Here is a 22,979-nt window from a genome sequence, read left to right as displayed (position 1 = left end):
CTTCGGCGCGCGCCTGTGCGGGGTGTCGTCGGTGTCGGAGGGCATCACTAGACTCGCTGGGGTGAGTCCCGCACAGAGTTCGACCGCCACCCGAGGCAAGACCAAGCCGAAGACCACCCAGCCGACGCTGATGCTGCTCGACGGACATTCCCTGGCCTACCGGGCATTCTTCGCCCTGCCTGCGGAGAACTTCCAGACCGAGACCGGACAGCACACCAACGCCGTCTACGGCTTCACCTCGATGCTGATCAACCTGCTCCGCGACGAGGAGCCCACGCATATCGCGGCGGCGTTCGACGTATCGCGCAAGACCTTCCGCTCGGACATGTTCCCGGAGTACAAGGCGCAGCGGTCGAAGTCGCCGGACGAGTTCAGCGGGCAGGTCGACGTCACCAAGGAGGTCCTCGACGCGCTGGGTATCCAGGTGATGGCGATCGACGGGTACGAGGCCGACGACATCATCGCGACCCTGGCCACCCAGGCCGAGGCGCAAGGATTCAAGGTGCTCGTCGTCACCGGTGACCGGGACTCGCTGCAACTGGTCGACGACTCGGTGACCGTCCTCTACCCGCGCAAGGGGGTGTCGGAGCTGACCCGCTTCACCCCCGAGGAAGTCGAGAAGAAGTACGGGCTCACCCCGACGCAGTACCCCGACTACGCGGCGCTGCGCGGCGATCCGAGCGACAACCTGCCGGGTATCCCCGGCGTGGGGGAGAAGACGGCATCGAAGTGGATTCGCGAGTACGGCTCGTTGGCATCACTGGTCGATCACGTCGACGAGGTCAAGGGCAAGGTCGGTGACGCGCTGCGCGCCAACCTCGCCTCGGTCCAGACCAATCGGCAACTGACCGAACTCATCCGGGACATGCAGTTGCCGGCCGCACCCGACGATCTGGCGATGGTCGGCTGGGACCGCGACCGGATTCATCGGTTGTTCGACGACCTCGAGTTCCGGGTGCTGCGCGACCGACTGTTCGCCACGCTCTCCTCGGTCGAACCCGAGGCCGAATCGGGCTTCGACCTCGACGGCTCGGTCCTCGCGCCCGGCGAGGTCGGCTCCTGGCTGAGCGCACACACCCAGACCGGCCGGACCGGCCTGACGGTCAGTTCACCGCACACCGTCGTCGGCGCCGACGTGACGGGCATCGCCCTCGCCGGGGCCGACGGTGTGTCGGCGTACGTCGACATCACCCAACTCGACCCCGCCGACGAGCAGGAGATCGGCCGGTGGCTGGCCGACGCGAGCAAGCCGAAAGCGCTTCACGAGACCAAGTGGGCGATTCACGCGCTACGGTCGCGGCACTGGACATTGCGCGGTGTCACCAGCGACACCGCCCTCGCCGCATATCTCGTGCGGCCGGGGCAACGGTCGTTCAATCTCGACGACCTCGCGCTGCGGTATCTGCGCCGCGAACTGCGCGCCGATGACGGAGCGGGCAACGACCAACTCTCACTGCTCGACGAGGATGGTGGGCTCGCTCAGCAGGCCGAGACGCACATGCTCGAGGCGAGTGCGGTCGCCGAACTGGCCGACACCCTCGACACCGAACTCGACCGGATCGAATCCCGGCCGTTGCTCACCGACATGGAGTTGCCGCTGCTGTTCGTCCTTGCCGACCTCGAAGCCGCCGGCATCGCTGTCGACGTCGACCACTTCGGGACATTGGAAGAGGAATTCTCCGAGCGCATCCGGACCGCGGCCGAGGCCGCCTACGAGGTCATCGGCGAGCAGATCAATCTCGGGTCGCCCAAACAACTGCAGACCGTCCTCTTCGACAAACTGGAGATGCCCAAGACCAAGAAGACCAAAACCGGGTACACGACCGACGCCGATGCGCTGCAGACCCTCTATGAGAAGACCGACCACCCGTTTCTCGCGCATCTGCTCGAACATCGTGACGCCACGCGGCTCAAGGTCACCGTCGACGGGCTGCTGAAGTCTGTCGCCGACGACGGACGCATCCACACCACCTTCAACCAGACCGTCGCCGCCACCGGACGGTTGTCGTCCACCGAGCCGAACCTGCAGAACATCCCGGTCCGGACCGACGCGGGGAGGCAGATCCGGCGTGGCTTCGTCGTGGGCGCGGGCTACGACGACCTCATGACCGCCGACTACAGCCAGATCGAGATGCGGATCATGGCGCACCTGTCAGAGGACGAGGGCCTGATCGAGGCCTTCAACACCGGAGAAGACCTGCACAACTTCGTCGGTTCCCGTGCCTTCGGGGTGCCGATCGACGAGGTGACCACCGAGATGCGTCACCGGGTCAAGGCCATGTCCTACGGACTTGCGTACGGGCTCAGCGCTTTTGGTCTCGCCGCGCAGTTGCGGATCAGTCGCGATGAGGCCAAGGACCAGATGGAGGCCTACTTCGCCCGGTTCGGTGGGGTGCGCGACTATCTACAGGACGTGGTCGCCGCGGCCCGGCGCAACGAGTACACCGCCACACTCTTCGGCCGGCGCCGCTACCTGCCCGACCTCAACAGCGACAACTGGCAGCGACGCCAGTCGGCCGAACGGATGGCGCTCAACGCCCCCATTCAGGGCACCGCCGCCGACATCATCAAGGTGGCCATGATCAACGTGCACGAGCGTTTGGCGGCCGAGTCGCTGCAGTCGCGGATGCTGTTGCAGGTCCACGACGAACTCGTCGTCGAGGTGGTCGACTCCGAACGCGAGAAGGTCGAGGCGGTGGTACGCGAGGAGATGGGAAGGGCCATCGAACTGTCGGTCCCACTGGAGGTGTCGATCGGCTACGGCCGATCGTGGGACGACGCCGCGCACTAGAGGCCGATACGTGTATCCCGACCAGCGACCGAACCGTCCCCCGTGGGTGATCCCGGTGGTGGTCGGTGTCGTCGTCGGCCTGCTCGTCGTGGCGGCAGTCATCCTCGGTCTGAAACTGTCTCACAGTCAATGGAATTCGGTCTCGAGTAGCGAGACGACCACGCCGAGCGCACCCACGGTGGTCGTCACCGCGACGGCGACGCAGTCGGCGACCCCGTCGCAGACCACGCCGAGCGAGTCCGACGACCCGACCGACTCGGGCACCACCGAAGCGAGTACCGACGATACGTCGGGCGCGGTACCGCCGGTCGCCGACACGGTCTGGTACGCACAGTTCGGCGCGTTCGACAGCTATCACAAGGCCGCGCGCAACCGCGACGAGCACTACGGATCGCTCATCCTGCCCGGCGAGATGCTCGGATCGTCGAGCCGATATGTGGTGGCCCGCCCGGCCCGCTCCCGCGACGAGGCGGCTGACGTGTGCGCGCGCTTCGCGCAGGGATCGTGTCTGATCAAACCGCGCGTCGAGTGACATCAGGCCGATCGGCGACGGCGGATACGCTCGACAGATGAACCACGCCAACGCTGCGCTGCCCATCGGTGTGATGAACGGCGACGGCATCGGTCCGGAGATCGTCCCGGTGGCGGTGGCGGTGGCCGATGCGGCCGCCGCCCGCATCGGGGTCGAATTCGACTGGCTCCCCCTGTCTCTCGGCCGCGACGCGATCGACTCTCACGACACCCCGGTGCCGGAGGAGACGTTGGGTGCCCTCGACGGCCTGGACATCTGGGTCCTCGGACCGCACGACTCCGCCGGCTATCCCGCGCGCTTCGCCGAAGGGCCGGCGCCGGGCGCCATCGTCCGCAAACGGTACGGTCTCTACGCCAATCTCCGCCCGTGCCGGGCTTTTCCGGGCGTCGACGCCCTCGCGCCCGATCTCGATGTCGTGATCGCCCGGGAGAACTCCGAGGGCTTGTACGCCGACCGCAACATGGCGGTCGGTTCCGGCGAATTCATGCCGACTCCCGATCTTGCCTTGGCGGTTGGTGTGGTCACACGCCAGGCCACCGAACGCATCGCCCATCAGGCATGCCGACTGGCCCGCGAGCGGTCGGGCCGGCTGACCATCGTCCACAAGGCGAACGTACTGCGGTTGACCACCGGACTGTTCCGTGACGCGTGTCGTGACGTCGCCGGCCGATATCCCGAACTCACCGTCGACGACAAACACGTCGACGCGATGGCCGCGCTGCTCGTGCGCCGTCCGGCAGACTTCGACGTCATCGTCACCGAGAATCTCTTCGGCGACATCCTCTCCGACCTCGCCGGCGAATTGGCGGGTTCGCTCGGAACGGCGGGCTCGATCAACTGCTCGGACACCGTGGTGATGGCCCAAGCCGCCCACGGTGCCGCGCCCGACATCGCCGGGCAAGGCATCGCCAACCCGATCGCGATCGTCGCCTCGACGGCGATGGCATTGCGATGGTTGGGGATTCGTCACGACGACGATCGGTTGGTGCGGTGCGCCGGCGCAATCGACGAGGCGGTGGCGGCAGTAGTCGCCGACGGGGTGTGCACACCGGACCTCGGCGGTACGGCCACGACATCTGAGGTCGGGGAATCCATAGTCGCCCACCTCGATCGGTAACCGGCAGACGGTAAATCTCTCGTAACCACCCGGTGAAAGCGCCGCCGAGGAAGTATGTTCAGACCGCGAGGGGGCGGTCCTGCTCCCGATTCGACCGACGTGCTCCGAGGTGACATCGGGGCGAAGGGATTTGTGATGCGCGATCTCAGATCGATAGGCCGCCTGCGGCGCCTGCCCGGGATGTTCATGCTGTCGGTCGCGGTCACCGCCCTGGTGGCGGCCGGTTGCTCGAACAACGACAACGAGTCGACCGGTGGCGGTTCGAGCGCCGCGATCGGGCCGACGACGGTCGACGTCGCGAAGCAGGCCGACATCGCCGCCTTGCTGCCTGCGCCGATCCGGGACTCCGGTCAGCTGATCGTCGGCGTCAACGTGCCCTACACCCCCAACGAATTCAAGGACAGCAACGGTCAGATCATCGGGTTCGATATCGACCTCATGAATGCCATCGGGAAGGTGCTCGGGTTGACGCCGGTCTACAAGGAGGCCGACTTCGACAAGATCATCCCGGCGGTACAGGCCGGTACCTTCAATATCGGGATGTCCTCGTTCACCGACACCAAGGAACGTCAGCAGCAGGTCGACTTCGTGACGTACTTCCAGGCCGGCACCCAATGGGCGCAGCAGGCCGGCCGCAGCGTCGACCCGAACAATGCGTGCGGCAAAAAGGTTGCGGTCCAGGCCACGACCATCCAGGACACCGACGAGATCCCGGCCAAGAGCAAGGCGTGTACCGACGCGGGCAAACCGGCGATCGAGAAGGTCAAGTTCACCGACCAGTCCGAGGCGACCAATGCCCTGGTGCTGGGTCGGGTCGATGCCATGTCCGCCGATTCGCCGGTGACCGCGTACGCGATCAAGCAGGCCGGTGGGAAGATCGAGCCCGCCGGTGCGGTCTTCGACTCGGCGCCTTACGGATATCCGATAGCCAAGGGCTCCCCGCTGGTGCCGGCGATCCAGAAGGCCGTCCAATACCTCATCGACAACGGCCATTCCAAGGCGATCGCCGACCACTGGGGTGTCGGGGCGGGAGTCATCCCGACCGCGGTCGTCAACGGCGCGACCAGCTGACCGGGTGAGCACACCGACCGCCGGCCCGGTCGGTGTCGGTTCCGACAGTTCGACGGAGCCGGCACCGATCAAGGCCGTCCCACTTCGACATCCGGGGCAATGGATCGCCGCGGCGATCGTGCTCGTCCTGGTCTTCCTCTTCGTCTACGGCGCCGCGACCAACAGCGCCTACGGCTGGGGGACGTACGCGAAGTACCTGTTCGACACCCGAATCCTCAAGGGGCTCGGATACACCCTTGCGCTCACGGTGCTGTCGATGGTGATCGCAATCGTGCTCGGTGTCTTGCTGGCGATCATGCGGCTGTCGCCCAACCCGGTGCTCCGGGCGGTGTCGTGGGTGTATCTGTGGATCTTTCGCGGCACACCGGTCTACGTCCAGCTCGTCTTCTGGGGCTTGTTTCCGTCGCTGTACAAGCAGATCGATCTCGGAATTCCATTCGTCCAGCAGTTCGCGCACTTCGACATCCAGTCACTCAATGCGGCCTTCACGTTCGCGATGATCGGCCTGGCGCTCAACGAATCGGCCTATATGGCCGAGATCGTCCGGGCCGGTATCTCATCGGTCGGTGAGGGGCAGACCGAGGCGTCGGTGGCGCTCGGGATGTCGTGGACGCAGACGATGCGGCGCACCGTGCTGCCGCAGGCGATGCGGGTCATCATCCCGCCGACCGGAAACGAGGTCATCAGCATGCTGAAGACCACCAGCCTGGTCACGGCGGTCCCGTTCAGCCTTGAGCTCTACGGTGTGGCGCATGACATCTCGGGTGTCAACTTCCAGCCGATTCCGCTATTGCTCGTCGCGTCGACCTGGTACCTCGTGGCGACCAGCGTGCTGATGGTCGGGCAGTACTACCTCGAGCGCCACTACTCGCGCGGCGCGTCACGGCAGCTGACCGGCCGGCAACTCAAGGCGATGGCCGCCGCACAGAACAACGCGATCGTGGTGGGTGAGGAGAGTGATGAGCGGCGCTGACGGCACCGACCGGCCGATGGTCCTTGCCGACCGGGTGTGCAAGAGCTTCGGCACGCTGGAAGTCCTCAAGGGCATCAGCCTCGATGTCGCCAAGGGTGAAGTGCTCTGCCTGATCGGGCCGTCCGGATCCGGTAAGTCGACGTTCCTCCGCTGTGTGAACCACCTCGAGGTGGTCAACGCCGGCCGACTCAACGTCGACGGCGATCTCATCGGCTACCGGGAGAAGGGCGGCAAACTCTACGAGATGAGCGCGAAGGACGCGGCCCGTCAGCGTCGCGACATCGGCATGGTGTTCCAGCACTTCAACCTGTTTCCGCACCGCACCGCGCTGGAGAACGTGATCGAGGCCCCAACCCAGGTCAAAAAGCAGAAGAAGGACGTGGCGGTGGCGCGGGCCCGCGAGTTGCTCGACCGTGTCGGCCTGGCCGACAAGGCCGACACCTACCCGGCGCAATTGTCGGGCGGTCAGCAGCAGCGGGTCGCTATCGCGCGGGCGCTTGCGATGGATCCCAAATTGATGTTGTTCGACGAACCGACATCGGCTCTCGATCCCGAACTGGTCGGTGAGGTACTCGGCGTGATGCGTGGACTCGCCGCGTCGGGAATGACAATGGTGGTCGTGACCCACGAGATGGGGTTCGCCCGCGAGGTCGCCGATCAACTTGCGTTCATGGATGGCGGGGTCGTCGTCGAAAAAGGCGTCCCGCGTGAGGTTCTCGCGGCTCCGCAGCACGAACGGACACAGAGTTTCCTGTCCAGGATCCTATGAGCCACGGCGCCGCCGAGGCCGTCGCGTCAGCAGTCGGGTTTGGTACAGCAGAAGATCGCGGTGCCCGGAAAGTATTGTCCGCGAAGGGGACTCCACTGCCCCCAGACGCGATCGAGATCTTCGGGCCACTCCGGCTCCACGATGTCATCGAGTATCAGACCGGCAGAACGGATCTCGCGGACGCGATCGCCGATCGTGCGGTGATGTTCGACGTAGGTGATGGTGCCGTCGGAGTCGGCCTCGGAATATGGGGTCCGATTGAAATAGGGGATCGCGACCGTCAGGCCGTCGGGTCCGGGATCATCGGGAAACATCCACCGCATGGGATGATTGACCGAGAACACCCACCGGCCGCCCGGTACCAGGATGCGCGTGACCTCGGCCATCACTCCGGCCGAATCGGCGACGAACGGTACCGCCCCGAACGACGAGAACGCGATGTCGAACGATGCGTCGGCAAAAGGGAGCGCCTCGGCCGTGGCCTGTACAAGCGGAACGCGGGTCTCGTCGAACAGTTCCATCGCCGCCAACCCGTGGCCGAGCATCCGGTGCGAGAGATCGATCGCCACCACCTCGGCACCTTGGGTCGCGAGCCATCGTGCGCAAGGCGCCGAGCCGCAGCCGATCTCCAGCACCGAACGTCCGCGAACGTCGCCGAGAAGATGAGCGTCGCGTTCTCGTAGATCCTCCGGACACCAGACGAAGTCGCCGCCAGGTGTGGCGGTACCGAGGAACTCGCCGTGCTCGGCGTGATAGTCGAATGTCTCGGCATCCCACCATGCCCGATTGGCGCGTTCACTGGTGATCGAGTCGATCGGTCCCAGCTGACGGGGCGCGGATCCGACGGAGTCGGCATTGTTCGGTTCGTCCACCACGTGGTGATCGTACGGCCGGCGGCCGGGCGGCTACGGCTGCACCGTGGCGTCAGCAGTTCCGGCCGGCGACGACGTGCTCGACTTCGGCGTCGCCGTCCCAGCGGCGCAACGCGATGACGGCAGTGGCGTTGTCGTTCTCACGGTGTGTGGCGTCGAGCACTTGCAGTGCCCGTCCGATCTGGTCGACCTCCACTCGCCGAGCGAGTGTGATGTGTGCCGTCCACGAACCCGGATGCGAGTGCTCGAACATCGAGGCGCTTCCGTCAGCCCGGGCAGTGTGCTCGGCGTCGAGACGCACGATCGCCGCATGGACCGAAAGCAGTTCAGCGGTGGGCACCACCAGACGCGCAAGCACCCGCCGCGGACCATGGCCGAACATCACCACGGCGCCGAGCGTCACCGGAGTCGGCAGCCGCATTCCGACCGTCGCGAGCGCGGCGTCGACCTCGGCGGAGACGGTTCCGGCCGCGATGGCCGTGATATGCGGACGGTTGGTCGCCGAGTGGATCCGGGCCTGGCTCGGCAGTCCGGCCTCGGCCAGCGCTGCCCATTGCGCGCGTATCCGCTGATCACCAGCGTCATCGAGGAGGAATTCGATCGAGTGCACCATCGTTGCACCTCCTGTTGTCCACATGTGCGGTCTCACCGCGCACGTGTGCGGTGTGTCCGATTGACTGTGTCGGGATTCACGGTGTCGGTGTCGGGTTTCGCTGTGCCGCGATGTGGCTATCTCTGCGAAGTGTCCAACATGAAGGGTGTCCAGGATGGTATTTGCCCAGCGCAATCCCGCTAGAGTAGGCTGATCGACGCGCGTGCGCACGATTCACGCGCGGTTGCGCATGTCCTCACCTGGACGCCATCGATCGATGATGGTGTGGGAGAGCGCAGGCCCGGATCCTGACGGATTCGGGTGCGTACCGACACCGCTGTCCCAGTAATTCGAACTGTACCTACTACATATCTGTCCGGAGTAACTCACCAATATGCCGTCCTCCACCATCACCTCGCCGCAAGTAGCCGTCAACGACATCGGCTCGGCTGAGGACTTTCTCGCCGCCATCGACTCCACGATCAAGTACTTCAACGATGGCGACATCGTCGAGGGCACCATCGTCAAAGTCGACCGCGACGAGGTTCTGCTCGATATCGGTTACAAGACCGAAGGCGTCATCCCGTCGCGTGAGCTCTCGATCAAGCACGACGTCGACCCCAATGAGGTCGTCAACGTCGGCGATGAGGTCGAAGCGCTGGTTCTCACCAAAGAGGACAAAGAAGGCCGCCTGATCCTGTCCAAGAAGCGCGCGCAGTACGAGCGTGCCTGGGGCACGATCGAGGAGCTCAAGGAGAAGGACGAGGCCGTCAAGGGCACCGTCATCGAGGTCGTCAAGGGCGGCCTGATTCTTGACATCGGTCTGCGTGGCTTCCTCCCGGCATCGCTGGTGGAGATGCGTCGCGTGCGCGATCTGCAGCCGTACATCGGCAAGGAGATCGAAGCCAAGATCATCGAGCTGGACAAGAACCGCAACAACGTCGTGCTCTCGCGTCGGGCCTGGCTGGAGCAGACCCAGTCGGAGGTTCGCAGCGAATTCCTGCACCAGCTGCAGAAGGGTCAGGTCCGCAAGGGCGTCGTCTCCTCGATCGTCAACTTCGGCGCGTTCGTCGATCTCGGCGGCGTCGACGGTCTGGTTCACGTCTCCGAGTTGTCCTGGAAGCACATCGATCATCCGTCCGAGGTCGTCACCGTCGGTGACGAGGTCACTGTCGAGGTGCTCGACGTCGATCTGGACCGCGAGCGTGTGTCGCTGTCGCTCAAGGCAACTCAGGAAGACCCGTGGCGTCAGTTCGCTCGTACCCACGCAATCGGCCAGATCGTTCCCGGCAAGGTCACCAAGCTGGTGCCGTTCGGTGCATTCGTCCGCGTCGACGAGGGCATCGAGGGCCTGGTGCACATCTCCGAGCTCGCCGAGCGTCACGTCGAGGTTCCCGACCAGGTTGTCGCCGTCGGCGATGACGCGATGGTCAAGGTCATCGACATCGACCTGGAGCGTCGCCGGATCTCGCTGAGCCTCAAGCAGGCCAACGAGGACTACACCGAGGAGTTCGACCCGTCGAAGTACGGCATGGCCGACAGCTACGACGAGCAGGGGAACTACATCTTCCCCGAGGGCTTCGATCCCGACACCAACGAATGGCTCGAGGGCTTCGAGAAGCAGCGTGAGGCCTGGGAGGCGCGTTACGCCGAGGCCGAGCGTCGTCACAAGATGCACACCGCGCAGATCGAGAAGTTCGCTGCCGCAGCAGCCGAGGCCGAGAAGGCCCCGTCGGACTACTCGTCGGCGTCGGAGGGCCGTAGCGGCTCTGCATCATCGTCGTCGTCTTCGTCCGCTTCTGCACCGTCGTCGAGCGGTGGGTCGCTGGCCAGCGACGAGCAGCTCGCCGCGCTCCGCGAGAAGCTGTCGGGCAACGCCTGATCACGGTGTGATCGCCTGATCTGAGATCGATCAGCGGGACCCCTTCCGAAGTCGGAAGGGGTCCCGTTTGTCGTCGCCCCGCCGACTCGACCCGAAAACCGGGACGGGGGAGGTGTTTGCCACACTGGGTCCGTGATCCGAGTGGGACTGACCGGCGGTATCGGCGCCGGAAAATCAACGGTGGCCAAAACCTTCATCGAGCTGGGCGGTCACCACATCGACGCCGACGTCATCGCCCGCGAGGTCGTCGAACCCGGAACGCCGGGATTGACTCGGCTCGTGGCGGCCTTCGGTACAGACATACTGACCGCCGACGGAGCACTGGACCGGCCGGCCCTGGCGGCCAAGGCCTTCGTCGACGACGACAGTCGCCGGACATTGAACTCCATCACCCACCCGCTGGTCGGCGCGCGCACTCAGGAACTCCTCGACGCCGCGCCCGACGATGCGATCGTCATCCAGGACATCCCGCTGCTCGTGGAGGCCAACATGGCCCCGTTCTTTCATCTCGTGGTGGTGGTCCACGCCGATACCGAAGAACGCGTGCGCAGGCTCACCGAGTTGCGCGGGATGCCGGAAGCGGACGCACGCGCCCGCATCGCGGCCCAAGCAGGGGACGAGCAGCGCCGCGCTGTGACCGACGTCTGGCTCGACAACTCCGGACAGCCAACGGACTTGGCCGCGGCGTCGGCACGGCTCTGGGAGCGACGGCTGGTGCCCTACGAACACCACGTGCGTACCCGGACCGCGGCCATCCCGGACCCCGAACTCATTGCCGCCGAGCCGAGTCCGGCTACCGTGAACACGCGGCTGACCAACCGGTTGTGGGCACTGGCGGGAGCGAATGCCACCGCGGTCGATGCCACCGAAGGTGCCATACGAATCACCGCCCGCGATCGCGACGCGGCCGCGGCACTCGCCGAAGCCCTGCCGCCGGGCGGATTCGCCCCAGTCGGCGAACACCGGTACGCCTCGGCCGATCCGGGGCGCCCCGCCACCGTCGAGGTATCGGTCGGTCCATGAGTCGCCGCGGTGTCACGGTCCGGGTGACCATGCCACCCGACCACCGACCGCCTCGTCGAGCCAGGCCTGCACGTCGTTGCCGTGTTCGGCCGCTCCCGTCAACGCCCGCGTGGCGATCGACACGGCCTCGATGCATTCGGTGACGCCGAGCAGTCCCGAACCGTGCGCTGCGAAGAGTTCGTCGACGTCGATCAGTTCCAACGTCCTGCCCTGTACGTCGACCAGGTCCAGGTACCAGTCGACGGCATGCCACCGGCCGGCCTCGTCGGGACCGTCGAAGCGCCCGACATCGAGATAGAGGCGCTGGCCGGGTCGGTAGCCGGCAACGTAGTGGAAGATGTTGGCGCGCAGCCCCAGCGCCGGCAGCAGCCAGGACTCCAGGTGAGTGAACCTCGGATGGTCGGCGGTGCGTGACATGTACAGCCCGAAGCCGGTCACCTCGTAATGCTCGACAGGTCGCACGAAGCCCTTGTTGTCGGTGTTGGTCATCGCGGGTACGTCGAAGGTCTCACGCTTGGGCGGATGCAGGTGGGCGGCGTCGGGCATGGGGAGACCATAGCGGCTCGGGGTGACGAGGGATCGCGCCCGACCAGAGGCCCGAATCGTTGCGGAACATTGTTGTCGGTGGGCGCGTTTACCCTGGTGTTATGGCTTTTGCAGCAGAGCGACCGGTGATCGCGCATTCTGAATACCGTCCGATCGGGGAGATCGAACGCACCGAGGGCCACTTCGAGGTGGTCAGCGAGTACGAGCCGGCCGGTGATCAACCGGCCGCCATCGCCGATCTGGAGAAGCGGATCGGTGCCGGGGAGAAGGACATCGTCCTGCTCGGCGCCACCGGCACCGGTAAATCGGCGACCACGGCCTGGCTGATCGAACGTCTGCAGCGTCCGACGCTGGTCATGGCTCCCAACAAGACACTCGCCGCCCAGCTCGCCAACGAGTTGCGCGAGATGCTGCCGAACAACGCGGTGGAGTACTTCGTCTCGTACTACGACTACTACCAACCCGAGGCGTACATCGCGCAGACCGACACCTACATCGAGAAGGATTCCTCGATCAACGATGACGTCGAGCGGCTGCGCCACTCGGCGACGTCGAGCCTGCTCTCCCGCCGCGACGTGGTGGTGGTGGCCTCGGTGTCGTGCATCTACGGTCTCGGAACGCCGCAGTCCTATCTGGACCGCTCCGTGGAACTCAACGTGGGCGATGAGATCGACCGTGATGCCCTGCTGCGCCTGCTGGTCGATGTCCAATACGCCCGCAACGACACCGCATTCACCCGTGGCACGTTCCGGGTCCGGGGTGACACCGTCGAGATCATTCCGTCCTACGAAGAACTGGCGGTGCGGATCGAGTTCTTCGGCGACGAGGTCGAGTCGCTCTACTATCTGCACCCGCTCACCGGAGACGTTGTGCGGCAGGTTGACTCGCTTCGAATCTTTCCCGCGACCCACTATGTGGCGGGGCCGGAGCGGATGGAACGGGCGATGAAGAGCATCGAATCCGAACTCGAGGAGCGCCTCGCAGAACTCGAACGCAAGGGCAAACTGCTCGAGGCCCAACGGCTGCGGATGCGCACCACCTACGACCTGGAAATGATGCGACAAGTCGGGTTCTGCTCGGGCATCGAGAACTATTCGCGCCATATCGACGGACGCGGTTCCGGGACAGCGCCGGCCACCCTCATCGATTACTTCCCGGAGGACTTCCTCATGGTGATCGACGAGTCGCATGTGACGGTGCCGCAGATCGGTGGCATGTACGAGGGCGACATGTCCCGCAAACGCAACCTCGTCGAGTTCGGCTTCCGGTTGCCGTCCGCAGTCGACAACCGGCCGCTCACCTGGGACGAGTTCGTCGGCCGGATCGGCCAGACGGTCTACCTGTCGGCGACGCCGGGACCGTACGAGCTCGGCCAGTCCAACGGGGAATTCGTCGAACAGGTCATTCGTCCGACGGGACTGGTCGACCCGCAAATCGTGGTGAAACCCACCAGGGGTCAGATCGACGACCTGGTGCATGAGATCCGCGAACGCACCGATCGCGACGAACGCGTGCTGGTCACCACGCTCACCAAGAAGATGGCCGAGGATCTCACCGACTACCTGCTCGAATTGGGCATCCGGGTGCGGTATCTGCATTCGGAGGTCGATACCCTGCGCCGCGTCGAATTGCTCCGTCAGCTCCGCTCGGGCGACTACGTGGTCCTCGTCGGAATCAACCTGCTGCGTGAGGGACTCGACCTGCCTGAGGTGTCGTTGGTCGCGATCCTCGACGCCGACAAGGAGGGCTTCCTGCGCTCCACGACGTCGCTCATCCAGACCATCGGCCGCGCGGCGCGCAATGTGTCCGGTGAGGTGCACATGTATGCCGACAAGATCACCGACTCGATGCGCAACGCCATCGACGAGACCGATCGCCGACGCGCCAAGCAGGTCGCCTACAACGAGGAACGCGGCATCGACCCGCAACCATTGCGCAAGAAGATCGCCGACATCCTCGATCAGGTGTACCGGGAAGCCGAGGACACCTCGGTTGCGGTCGTCGGGTCCGGTCGCAGCGCGAGCCGTGGTCGGCGCGCGCAGGGCGAGGTGTCCGGCGGCAGGACCGTCAGCGCCGGTGTGATCGAGAAGCGTGACATCGCGGAGATGCCGAGAGCCGAACTCGCAGATCTCGTTTCGAAGCTGACCGACCAGATGATGGCTGCCGCGCGTGACCTCCAATTCGAACTCGCGGGACGGCTACGCGACGAGATCGCCGATCTGAAGAAGGAGTTGCGAGGAATGGATGCTGCCGGTATCAAGTGACGCGCCGGGTCGATCGGGGGACAAATCGCCTGCGGCACACTAATCTGCACATTCAGGGCTCCCTAAAGTGTGGGGGATGGTGGTGCCCGCGCTGTGCGGGGCCGGACACGTAGTGGAGGTACGAATGAGCGCATATACCACGGTGGTTGTCGGAACAGACGGCTCGGAGTCGTCGCTGGCGGCGGTGGATCGTGCGGGGGCGATCGCCGGTGACGCGGCAAAACTGGTGATCGCGTGCGCATATTTTCCGAATGACCGTTCGTCGGGTGAGGTCGCCGACGTGCTGAAGGATGAGGCCTATCAGGTCACCGGCTCGTCGCCCACCGAGGAGATCCTGCGGCGCGCCAAGGAACGTGCCGCCAAGGCCGGGGCAACGCAGGTCGTGCAGCGCGCGGTCAAGGGAGCGCCGGTGGATGCGCTTCTCCAGCTGGTCGCCGATGTGCAGGCCGACCTCCTGGTGGTCGGGAACAAGGGCCTCAACTCGATCGCCGGTCGGCTCCTGGGTTCGGTCCCCGCCGACGCCGCCCGCAAGTCCACCTCGGACGTCCTGATCGTCCACACGACGTAGACTGCGGGTTCTTCACAGAGCTGACAGGTCATCACGGAGCCGGCAGGACGTCCCGTACGGGGCGCCCTGCCGGAATTCATGATTCGTCAATCCGGGGTCGGGATGTCCGCGAGTTCGTCGGGCAGGTCGCGTGTGTGCACCACGATGAGTCGCTGGGTGCTGCGGGTCAACGCCACGTACAGATCGCTGTACCCGCGCGCTGACTGCTCGATGAGTTCGGCTGGTTCCACCACCACTGTCGTGTCGAACTCCAGACCCTTGCACGTCGTCACCGTGTGCAGGCGGGGACGAGTCTGCTCGTCGAGTTCGGCAAGTGCCTCCCGCATCATCGGATACGCCGCGTCCGGGACGACGATCCCGGTCAGGCCCGTCAGGTCTGCAACGGTGGCGGCCCTGATGATGGCCGCGGTCAATGCGCGCGGTTCGCTACGAACACCAAAGGGCTCGATGCCGTTGTTGCGCAACGACGTCGGCGCCGACGCGGCCGGATCCACGCGTTCGAGCACCCGCGCTGCGTACATCATGATCTCGCCCGGCGTCCGGTAGTTGACCGTCAGTTCCCGCAGTTGCCAGCGGTTGGCGACGTAGGGATGCAGCACCTCGTCCCATGACGTGGTGCCGGCCAGATCACCGGTCTGTGCGGTGTCGCCGATGATCGTCATCCACCGATTCGGGATGCGACGCATGACCATTCGCCATGCCATCGCCGACAGTTCTTGCGCCTCGTCGACGATCACATGGCCGAAGGTCCAGGTCCGATCGCCGTAGGCGCGCTCCGCGGTGGTCGCGCGCGTCGTCTGTGTCTGACGTGCCGCGAGTTGCTCGGCGTCGATCAGGTCGTAGGCCATCAGGATCTCGGGATCGAGCTCGTCCTCGAGATCCTGCGGGGCGGAGCCGGTCAGGATATCCAAGGCGTCCTGCGCCTCGGCGAGTTGTTGTCGCCATTGTTCCTTCTCGCGCGCCTCGGCCTCTGCAGTGCCGTAGCCGATCAGTTCGGCGAGCTCGTCGAGCAAGGGCACATCGGCGGGAGCCAACTCGGTATCGGCCGCCGGCGCGCGATGTAGCGCAGCGCGGTCGTCGTCGTTCCACCCCGGAGTGCATTCGCGCAGGGTTGCCTTGTCGGCGAAGATATCCCGCAGCATCGCCTGCGGGGTCAGTGTCGGCCAGAACTCCAGTAGCGCCGACCGGATGCCGGCGTCACGCGACATGTCGGCACGGATGTCGGCGATGTCTGCGGGACTCAGCAGCTGAGATCCGTCGAGCAGACTCGATCCGATGGTGCGTGCGTGCCGAGACGCCAACCCATCGAGTGCGCTGCGCAGAAATACCGACTGGGCTTGGTTGTGGGCACGTCGGGACGAGCGGGCCTTGCCACGGGCGGTCTTGACCAGCTCGCTGTCGATCTCGACCCGATAGCCCTCGAAATCGACCGGAACGGGTGTGCGCGGCAGAGACTGCCTGGCCCGTACCGCCCGTTTGAGGACGTCGAGCATCGCGAGGCGGCCCTTGACCTCTCGGGTGGTCCGTGGTTCCTCGGCGCGGGCATCGACGCCTGGGAACAACTCCCCGATGGTCGCGAGCAGGACCCCGGACTCGCCCAGAGACGGCAACACCTGACCGATGTAATCCAGGAAGTCGTTGTTGGGGCCGATGATCAGGATTCCGCTGCGCGAGAGTATTTCGCGGTGTGTGTAGAGGAGGTACGCCGCGCGGTGCAGGGCCACCGCGGTCTTGCCGGTGCCCGGTCCGCCCTGGATCACCGTCACCCCGCGGTGGGTGGAGCGGATGATGAGGTCCTGCTCGCGCTGGATCGTCTCGACGATGTCGGTCATCTCGCCCGTTCGGGCGGTGTTCAGCGCGGCGACCAGAGCCGATTCGTTGACGACGTCGCCGTGACCGAAGTCTTCCACCAATGCCTCATCGGCCGCGAGGAGTTCATCGTTGACCGCCCCCACCACTCGGTTGCGTGTGCGAATGTGGCGGCGGCGCGCCACCCCCTCGGGGGCGGCGGGGGTGGCCAGATAGAACGCCCGGGACATCGGTGCGCGCCAGTCCAGCAGGAGCGTGGAGTCATCGTCATCGTCGTCGAGGATGCCGATGCGACCGATACGCCGTGTCTCCCCGTCGGCCAGATCCAACCGGCCGAAGTACAGATTGTGCTCGGCCGCATCATATTTGGAGAGGTCGTCGATGTACATGCGCTCGTATGACTCGCGCTCGGACTGCGCCTGCGGGGTGCCGCCCGATTCGCGAAGGGCCACCGAGAGGCGACGGCTGGTGTTGGTGCGCATCCGGTCCAGGCGGGCATAGACGAGGTCGAGGTGCGCTTGCTCTTCGGTACTGCGGGGGTCGTGGGTACTCGCCGGGGACGAACTCATCGGACCGCCACCCGCGCGTAGGCCAACCGTGCGTCGTGCGCCAGGCCTGCGGCATGTATGCCATCGAATAGGCGGCGGCCCCCGTCAGGATCGGCGAGAGCGCAGCACGCGGCTGCGGCGTCGGCAGCGGCCGGGAGTGCAGGCCGAATTCGTTCGCCGAGCCAGCGCAGGATGGCTTCCTGGGATGAGAAGGGCGCAAGTGCGGTCGGACCGTCTCCCAGCACGCCGTGCCGGGAGACGTATAGACAGAAGGCGCCGGAGAACGCATGCGGGGTTCCGCCGACGCGCACAGGGTGGAATGTGGAGCTCACGATCATTCGATGATAGTTCGGTTCGGTGGCGTCGAGGACCGCCAGGTGTGCGGGTTCGAGCCATGCGGCGGTGGTGGCCAACTCCGCGCCGGGTTGTCGATAGGGACCGGCCGGAATGTAACCACGTCGGGCGACGTGGGCGGAGTGAGCGACGCCGAGCCCGGCGACTCGAACGCCGACGAGTCGTCGTTCGAGATCGTCGACCTCGAGGCCCGCGTCGATGAACTTGTGCTGCAACACATGTGGTGAGGCGTTCGAGCCGATGCCGACGACCAGTGTGGCACCGGCGATCGGCGATCCCGGCATCGTCGGCGGTTGCGGCGACGATGCCGGGACGTCGGTGGTTTCATGCCACGGATAGAGATGTGGCTCGAATCGCCGGTCGGCACCGGCGACTCGTTGGCGGACCGGCAGCGTCAGGACGCAGCCTTTCGCCAGCGGCGTCGGCCGGCGTCGGCCTTGTCCTGCGCGTTGCGGGCGAGGGACTTCGCCGAATCGGCCAGCTCCGGCGCGCGGTCGCCGATGCGCTCGGCGACCTCGGCGGATCGATCGCTGAGCAGGTCGGCCCATTGGCTGGAGCGTTCGCGGGCGGTGTCGGCGAGTTCGGGTGCGCGGTCGCGGACCTTGTCGGCCCATTGGCTGGAGCGCTCGCGGGCGGTGTCGGCGAGTTCTGGTGCGCGGTCGCGGACTTTCTCGGCCCATTCGACGGAGCGTTCGCGGGCGGTGTCGGCGAGTTCGGGTGCGCGGTCACGAATCCGTTCGGCGGCCTCTTCGGACTTCTCCCCGATCAGGGAGGCGCCTTCGTGTGTGTGCTCGACGAAGGAATCCCACGCCGACGAGCCGGCCTTGGCGCCGATCGGCAATGCTGCGGTGACCGCCGCGGTCGCGGCATTGGCCGTCTTCTTGCCGCGCCACGCCAGTGACGGTTTGCCCTCGGTGTCGGCGGCGGCGATGAGCAGTCCGCCGGCCAGGCTGACGTTCTTGAAGAACTGGTTGCGCTGCAGGCCGCGCTTCAGCGGATCACTTTCCTGCCAGAACGGGTGCCCGGCGAAGGTGGTCGGAACCAGTGACCCGGTGAGCGTGAGCGCGGCGAGTCGAGGGAACTTGCCCGTGGCCAGCAGGAGGCCCGCGCCCACCTGGATGGCGCCGTTCACGCGGACGAGGGTCTCGGGGTCGTTCGGTACGGCGGCGGAGATGTTGTCCGGCAACACATCCAAGGAACTGTGGATGAAGTCGCCGGCCATCTCGGCGCGGCCGGTCGGATGGCGTACGGAGTCGATCCCCGCCGCAACGAAAATGGTGGCGAGCATGGGACGTGCGATACGGCGAAGAATCATAGGTGACACTGCCCTTCGATCGGTCTGCTTGCGGAGCCGGCGCCGAAGCGGCCGACCCGGTTTCTCGAATCAGCTTGCTCGATACGGCGCCTTATCGAGGTTACCCGTCATGGCCGCCGGGTCGGGGTGTGATGCGGGTGGGCATCACCAACCGCGTTCGCGCCAGTCGGGGAGTGCGGGACGTTCGGCACCGAGTGTGGTGTCCTTCCCATGGCCTGGATAGACCACCGTGGAATCGGGATAGCGGCCGAACAGCTTGGTCGAGACATCGTCGATGAGTGTGTCGAAATCGCCGGGTTCCCAGGTTTTACCCACGCCGCCCGGGAACAGCGAATCCCCGGTGAACAGGTGCACGACCCCGTCGGCGGGGTCGGTGAGGGCGAGCGCGATCGAGCCGGGAGTGTGACCGACGAGGTGGATGGCGGTGAAGGTCAGGTCGCCGACCGCCAGGAGATCACCGTTGTCGACGATCGTGTCCGGGGGCACGGGGAGTTCGGCGGCATCGAGGCGCCCGGCCGCGGTCGGTATGCCGGTGGCCGCCACCACCTGCTCGAGAGCCTGCCAGTGGTCGAAGTGGCGGTGGGTAGTGAAGATCAGTTTCGGTGTGCCGCCGAGTTCGCGCAGTACCGCCAGGATGGTGTCGCCGTCGTTGGCGGCGTCGATGATCAGCTGCTCACCGGTTGCCGTGGAGGTGACGATGTAGGTGTTGTTGTCCATCGGGCCGACGGAGATCTTGACGATCGTCGCGTTCGACAGCGTGCGGCGTTGGGGTCCGGACTCCGACAGGTCGCCGGTGTAGTCGTCGGAGACGGTTGCGTCGGAGGTCATGGGGCCCAAGCCTAGACATGCGGTCGGACATGCTGGTGCGGGTTGGTGATCCGGACAACTGCGCCGCCGGGTATCGACACTGCGCGCGTATCGTGGATCAATGGTGCGCCGGGTTGTGACAGCCCGGCGCGAAAGTCCGTTATCGCCGGTTCTGTCGGTGGCTCCCGCTACGGTTTGCGCGCGGGGCGCCATGACCCCGGACACCTGAGGCCTTGAGTTAGGAAAGCAGTGGTTGATCGTCTGATCGTCCGCGGAGCCCGCGAGCACAATCTGCGCGGAATCGACGTGGACCTGCCGCGTGACAGTCTGATCGTGTTCACCGGGCTGTCCGGTTCGGGTAAGTCGTCCCTGGCGTTCGACACGATCTTCGCCGAAGGGCAGCGGCGCTACGTCGAGTCGTTGTCGGCGTATGCGCGGCAGTTCCTCGGCCAGATGGACAAGCCCGACGTCGATTTCATCGAAGGTCTCTCACCCGCGGTGTCGATCGACCAGAAGTCGACCAACCGCAACCCGCGGTCGACCGTCGGCACCATCACCGAGGTCTACGACTACCTGCGCCTGCTCTACGCGCGGGCGGGCACGGCGCACTGTCCGGTGTGTGGTGCCGAGATCGCCAAGCAGACGCCACAGCAGATCGTCGACCAAGTGCTCGACATGGGGGACGGCACCCGATTCCAGGTGCTCGCGCCGGTCGTGCGCACCCGCAAGGGCGAGTTCGTCGACCTGTTCGCCGAACTGCAGACGCAGGGCTTCTCGCGTGCCCGGGTGGATGGCAAGGTATATCCGCTCGCCGAGCCGCCGAAGCTTAAAAAGCAGGAAAAGCATGACATCGACGTGGTCGTGGACCGTCTGGTCGTCAAGGCGAGCGCCAAGCAACGGCTGACCGACTCCGTGGAAACGGCGTTGCGTCTGGCCGACGGGATCGTCGTGCTCGACTTCGTCGACCTCGAGGCCGACGACCCACATCGAGAGCGACGCTTCTCCGAACGGATGGCCTGTCCGAACGGCCACCCGATCGCGATCGACGACCTCGAACCCCGCTCGTTCTCGTTCAACTCGCCCTACGGTGCCTGTCCCGAGTGCGATGGCCTCGGCGTCCGCAAGGAGATCGACGAGGACCTCGTCGTGCCGGATCCCGACCTCGCATTGTCGGAGGGCGCGATCGCCCCGTGGTCGACCGGACACAACGCCGACTATTTTCTGCGGCTGGTGGGCGGTCTGGCCGACCAGATGGGCTTCGACGTGGACACCCCGTGGAAGAAGCTGCCCGCCAAGGCGCGCAATGCGCTGCTCAACGGCTCCGATCATCAGGTACACGTCAAGTTCCGCAACCGCTACGGACGCACCCGGTCCTATTACACCGAGTTCGAGGGTGTGATGGCGTTTCTGAACCGCCGGTTGGACCAGACCGAGTCCGAGCAGATGAAGGAACGGTACGAGGGCTACATGCGCGACGTGCCGTGTCCTGCGTGCGGTGGCGCCCGGCTGCGCCCGGAGATCCTTGCGGTGACCCTCGACCACCCGACTGACGGTCCCCGATCGATCGCGCAGGTGTGTGCGCTCTCGATCACCGATTGCGCGGTCTTCCTCGATGGACTCTCGCTGAACCAGCGGCAGAAAGCGATCGCCGGACGGGTCCTCAAAGAGATCCAGGCACGCATCAGATTCCTGCTCGACGTCGGTCTGGAGTACCTGTCGTTGGAGCGCGCGGCCGGCTCACTCTCGGGCGGGGAGGCGCAGCGTATCCGGCTGGCGACCCAGATCGGTGCCGGCCTGGCCGGCGTTCTCTACGTCCTCGACGAGCCGTCCATCGGGTTGCATCAGCGCGACAACCGGCGCCTCATCGAAACGCTCACGCGCTTGCGTGATCTCGGCAACACCCTGATCGTGGTCGAACATGACGAGGACACCATCCGGTCGGCCGACTGGATCGTCGACATCGGGCCGCGGGCGGGTGAGCACGGCGGTGAGGTCGTGCACTCGGGCAGCTACCGGGATCTGCTCAAGAACCGAAAGTCGTTGACGGGTAACTACCTTGCGGGCCGCGACACCATTCCCGTGCCGGCGGTCCGCCGTCCGATCACCAAGAACAGGCAGCTCACCGTAGTCGGGGCGCGCGAGCACAATCTGCGTGGCGTCGACGTCGCCTTTCCGCTCGGTGTGCTCACCGCGGTCACCGGGGTATCGGGGTCGGGGAAGTCCACACTGGTCAACGACATCCTCGCGACGGTGCTCGCCAACAAGCTCAACGGCGCTCGTCAGGTGCCGGGTCGGCACACCCGGGTGAACGGTCTCGGAAATCTGGACAAGCTCGTACAGGTTGACCAGTCACCGATCGGCCGCACCCCACGCTCCAATCCGGCGACCTACACCGGCGTCTTCGACAAGATCCGCACGTTGTTCGCCGCCACCACCGAGGCCAAGGTCCGGGGCTATCAGCCGGGCCGGTTCTCCTTCAACGTCAAGGGCGGTCGCTGCGAGGCGTGCGCCGGCGAGGGGACCATCAAGATCGAGATGAACTTCCTGCCGGATGTGTACGTCCCTTGTGAGGTGTGCCATGGTGCGCGATACAACCGCGAGACCCTCGAGGTGCATTACAAGGGCAAGACCATCGCCGAGGTACTCGACATGCCCATCGAGGAGGCCGCCGAGTTCTTCGAGCCGGTCACCTCGATCCACCGGTATCTCAAAACCCTCGTCGAAGTCGGTCTGGGCTACGTCCGGCTCGGGCAGCCGGCGCCGACCCTGTCCGGCGGGGAGGCGCAGCGTGTGAAGCTGTCCGCCGAACTCCAGAAGCGGTCATCGGGCCGCACCGTCTACATCCTCGACGAGCCGACGACCGGTCTGCACTTCGAGGACATCAAGAAGTTGCTCGCGGTCATCAACGGGCTGGTCGACAAGGGCAACACCGTGATCGTCATCGAGCACAACCTCGACGTCATCAAAACCGCAGACTGGGTCATCGACATGGGGCCCGAGGGCGGCACGGGCGGCGGCATGGTGGTCGCCGAGGGCACGCCCGAGGACATCGCCGACACCCCGGAGAGTCACACCGGAAAGTTCCTCGCCGAGATCGTCGACGACGAGCAGGTGGCCTCGGTCGGCTGACCTCCCCGACGACGCTC

General features: G+C 65.7%; 18 protein-coding genes. 11 read left to right on the top strand and 7 right to left on the bottom strand.

Translation table 11 applies throughout. From position 1 onward, the window contains the following. Positions 1–61: 61 nt before the first annotated feature. The 6 genes from polA to ACLQ3C_RS19045 all read left to right on the top strand — a co-directional run bounded on the left by polA (position 62) and on the right by ACLQ3C_RS19045 (position 7,253). Positions 62–2,791 carry a DNA polymerase I gene (gene polA / locus ACLQ3C_RS19070; RefSeq protein ID WP_425706666.1) on the top strand — a complete coding sequence of 910 codons (2,730 nt, stop codon included), beginning with the start codon at positions 62–64 and terminating at the stop codon, positions 2,789–2,791. Between the two features lie 10 nt (positions 2,792–2,801). Beyond that, a complete protein-coding gene (locus ACLQ3C_RS19065; RefSeq protein ID WP_425706665.1) occupies positions 2,802–3,323 on the top strand; it encodes a hypothetical protein in 522 nt (173 codons plus the stop codon). Between the two features lie 37 nt (positions 3,324–3,360). After that, positions 3,361–4,440 (top strand): isocitrate/isopropylmalate dehydrogenase family protein, encoded by a 1,080-nt coding sequence (locus ACLQ3C_RS19060; protein ID WP_425706664.1) that lies wholly within the window; start codon positions 3,361–3,363, stop codon positions 4,438–4,440. A 135-nt stretch (positions 4,441–4,575) separates the two neighbouring features. Next, positions 4,576–5,511, top strand: coding sequence for an ABC transporter substrate-binding protein (locus tag ACLQ3C_RS19055; protein ID WP_425706663.1), 936 nt, complete (start codon positions 4,576–4,578; stop codon positions 5,509–5,511). 4 nt (positions 5,512–5,515) lie between these two features. Continuing rightward, positions 5,516–6,484, top strand: a complete 969-nt coding sequence (locus tag ACLQ3C_RS19050; protein ID WP_425706662.1) for an amino acid ABC transporter permease — start codon at positions 5,516–5,518, stop codon at positions 6,482–6,484. Then, positions 6,471–7,253, top strand: a complete 783-nt coding sequence (locus ACLQ3C_RS19045) for an amino acid ABC transporter ATP-binding protein (RefSeq protein WP_425706661.1) — start codon at positions 6,471–6,473, stop codon at positions 7,251–7,253. The genes ACLQ3C_RS19050 and ACLQ3C_RS19045 overlap by 14 nt, the downstream gene beginning before the upstream one ends. Before the next feature lie 26 nt (positions 7,254–7,279). Here the strand turns inward: ACLQ3C_RS19045 and ACLQ3C_RS19040 are convergent, their stop codons facing one another. Then, positions 7,280–8,125, bottom strand: a complete 846-nt coding sequence (locus ACLQ3C_RS19040; RefSeq protein WP_425706678.1) for a class I SAM-dependent methyltransferase — start codon at positions 8,123–8,125, stop codon at positions 7,280–7,282. A 52-nt stretch (positions 8,126–8,177) separates the two neighbouring features. After that, positions 8,178–8,738, bottom strand: coding sequence for a 2'-5' RNA ligase family protein (locus ACLQ3C_RS19035; RefSeq protein ID WP_425706660.1), 561 nt, complete (start codon positions 8,736–8,738; stop codon positions 8,178–8,180). A gap of 373 nt (positions 8,739–9,111) precedes the next feature. On the opposite strand from ACLQ3C_RS19035, the gene rpsA reads away from it, so the two are divergent. Further along, entirely contained in the window at positions 9,112–10,599 is a 1,488-nt protein-coding gene (rpsA, locus tag ACLQ3C_RS19030; protein WP_425706659.1) for a 30S ribosomal protein S1, read from the top strand. Positions 10,600–10,731: 132 nt separating this feature from the next. Next, the gene (gene coaE, locus ACLQ3C_RS19025) at positions 10,732–11,622 is read left to right on the top strand and encodes a dephospho-CoA kinase (RefSeq protein ID WP_425706658.1); all 891 of its coding nucleotides are present in this window, start codon (positions 10,732–10,734) and stop codon (positions 11,620–11,622) included. A 12-nt stretch (positions 11,623–11,634) separates the two neighbouring features. Here the strand turns inward: coaE and ACLQ3C_RS19020 are convergent, their stop codons facing one another. Further along, entirely contained in the window at positions 11,635–12,168 is a 534-nt protein-coding gene (locus ACLQ3C_RS19020; protein ID WP_425706657.1) for a DUF402 domain-containing protein, read from the bottom strand. Between the two features lie 101 nt (positions 12,169–12,269). On the opposite strand from ACLQ3C_RS19020, the gene uvrB reads away from it, so the two are divergent. After that, positions 12,270–14,432 (top strand): excinuclease ABC subunit UvrB, encoded by a 2,163-nt coding sequence (uvrB, locus tag ACLQ3C_RS19015; RefSeq protein ID WP_425706656.1) that lies wholly within the window; start codon positions 12,270–12,272, stop codon positions 14,430–14,432. Between the two features lie 124 nt (positions 14,433–14,556). Next, on the top strand, positions 14,557–15,000 hold the full coding sequence (locus ACLQ3C_RS19010) for a universal stress protein (RefSeq protein ID WP_425706655.1): 444 nt from the start codon (positions 14,557–14,559) through the stop codon (positions 14,998–15,000). A gap of 86 nt (positions 15,001–15,086) precedes the next feature. Here ACLQ3C_RS19010 and ACLQ3C_RS19005 read toward each other — a convergent pair whose 3' ends face one another. The 4 genes from ACLQ3C_RS19005 to ACLQ3C_RS18990 form a co-directional block, all read right to left on the bottom strand. Further along, a complete protein-coding gene (locus ACLQ3C_RS19005; RefSeq protein ID WP_425706654.1) occupies positions 15,087–17,378 on the bottom strand; it encodes a HelD family protein in 2,292 nt (763 codons plus the stop codon). Then, a complete protein-coding gene (locus ACLQ3C_RS19000; RefSeq protein ID WP_425706653.1) occupies positions 17,375–17,995 on the bottom strand; it encodes a hypothetical protein in 621 nt (206 codons plus the stop codon). The genes ACLQ3C_RS19005 and ACLQ3C_RS19000 overlap by 4 nt, the downstream gene beginning before the upstream one ends. 110 nt (positions 17,996–18,105) lie before the next feature. Next, a complete protein-coding gene (locus ACLQ3C_RS18995) occupies positions 18,106–19,026 on the bottom strand; it encodes a DoxX family membrane protein (RefSeq protein ID WP_425706652.1) in 921 nt (306 codons plus the stop codon). Between the two features lie 144 nt (positions 19,027–19,170). Beyond that, on the bottom strand, positions 19,171–19,854 hold the full coding sequence (locus ACLQ3C_RS18990; protein ID WP_425706651.1) for an MBL fold metallo-hydrolase: 684 nt from the start codon (positions 19,852–19,854) through the stop codon (positions 19,171–19,173). Between the two features lie 228 nt (positions 19,855–20,082). Between ACLQ3C_RS18990 and uvrA the strand changes: the two genes are divergently transcribed. Then, positions 20,083–22,962, top strand: a complete 2,880-nt coding sequence (uvrA, locus tag ACLQ3C_RS18985; protein WP_425706650.1) for an excinuclease ABC subunit UvrA — start codon at positions 20,083–20,085, stop codon at positions 22,960–22,962. Positions 22,963–22,979 lie beyond the last annotated feature (17 nt).

This window comes from Gordonia sp. DT30 (assembly GCF_049844915.1).
GTDB lineage: Bacteria > Actinomycetota > Actinomycetes > Mycobacteriales > Mycobacteriaceae > Gordonia.
This window is presented reverse-complemented; position numbering and strand designations above follow the sequence as displayed.

What these genes read in the sequence shown, in the direction of transcription:
- ACLQ3C_RS19060 (WP_425706664.1), top strand. Translation starts at nt 3,361, where the DNA reads ATGAACCACGCCAACGCTGCGCTGCCCATCGGTGTGATGAACGGCGAC.
- ACLQ3C_RS19055 (WP_425706663.1), top strand. Translation starts at nt 4,576, where the DNA reads ATGCGCGATCTCAGATCGATAGGCCGCCTGCGGCGCCTGCCCGGGATG.
- ACLQ3C_RS19045 (WP_425706661.1), top strand. Translation starts at nt 6,471, where the DNA reads ATGAGCGGCGCTGACGGCACCGACCGGCCGATGGTCCTTGCCGACCGG.
- ACLQ3C_RS19035 (WP_425706660.1), bottom strand. Translation starts at nt 8,738, where the DNA reads ATGGTGCACTCGATCGAATTCCTCCTCGATGACGCTGGTGATCAGCGG.
- rpsA (WP_425706659.1), top strand. Translation starts at nt 9,112, where the DNA reads ATGCCGTCCTCCACCATCACCTCGCCGCAAGTAGCCGTCAACGACATC.
- ACLQ3C_RS19020 (WP_425706657.1), bottom strand. Translation starts at nt 12,168, where the DNA reads ATGCCCGACGCCGCCCACCTGCATCCGCCCAAGCGTGAGACCTTCGAC.
- uvrB (WP_425706656.1), top strand. Translation starts at nt 12,270, where the DNA reads ATGGCTTTTGCAGCAGAGCGACCGGTGATCGCGCATTCTGAATACCGT.
- ACLQ3C_RS19010 (WP_425706655.1), top strand. Translation starts at nt 14,557, where the DNA reads ATGAGCGCATATACCACGGTGGTTGTCGGAACAGACGGCTCGGAGTCG.
- ACLQ3C_RS19005 (WP_425706654.1), bottom strand. Translation starts at nt 17,378, where the DNA reads ATGAGTTCGTCCCCGGCGAGTACCCACGACCCCCGCAGTACCGAAGAG.
- ACLQ3C_RS19000 (WP_425706653.1), bottom strand. Translation starts at nt 17,995, where the DNA reads ATGCCGGGATCGCCGATCGCCGGTGCCACACTGGTCGTCGGCATCGGC.
- ACLQ3C_RS18995 (WP_425706652.1), bottom strand. Translation starts at nt 19,026, where the DNA reads ATGATTCTTCGCCGTATCGCACGTCCCATGCTCGCCACCATTTTCGTT.
- ACLQ3C_RS18990 (WP_425706651.1), bottom strand. Translation starts at nt 19,854, where the DNA reads ATGACCTCCGACGCAACCGTCTCCGACGACTACACCGGCGACCTGTCG.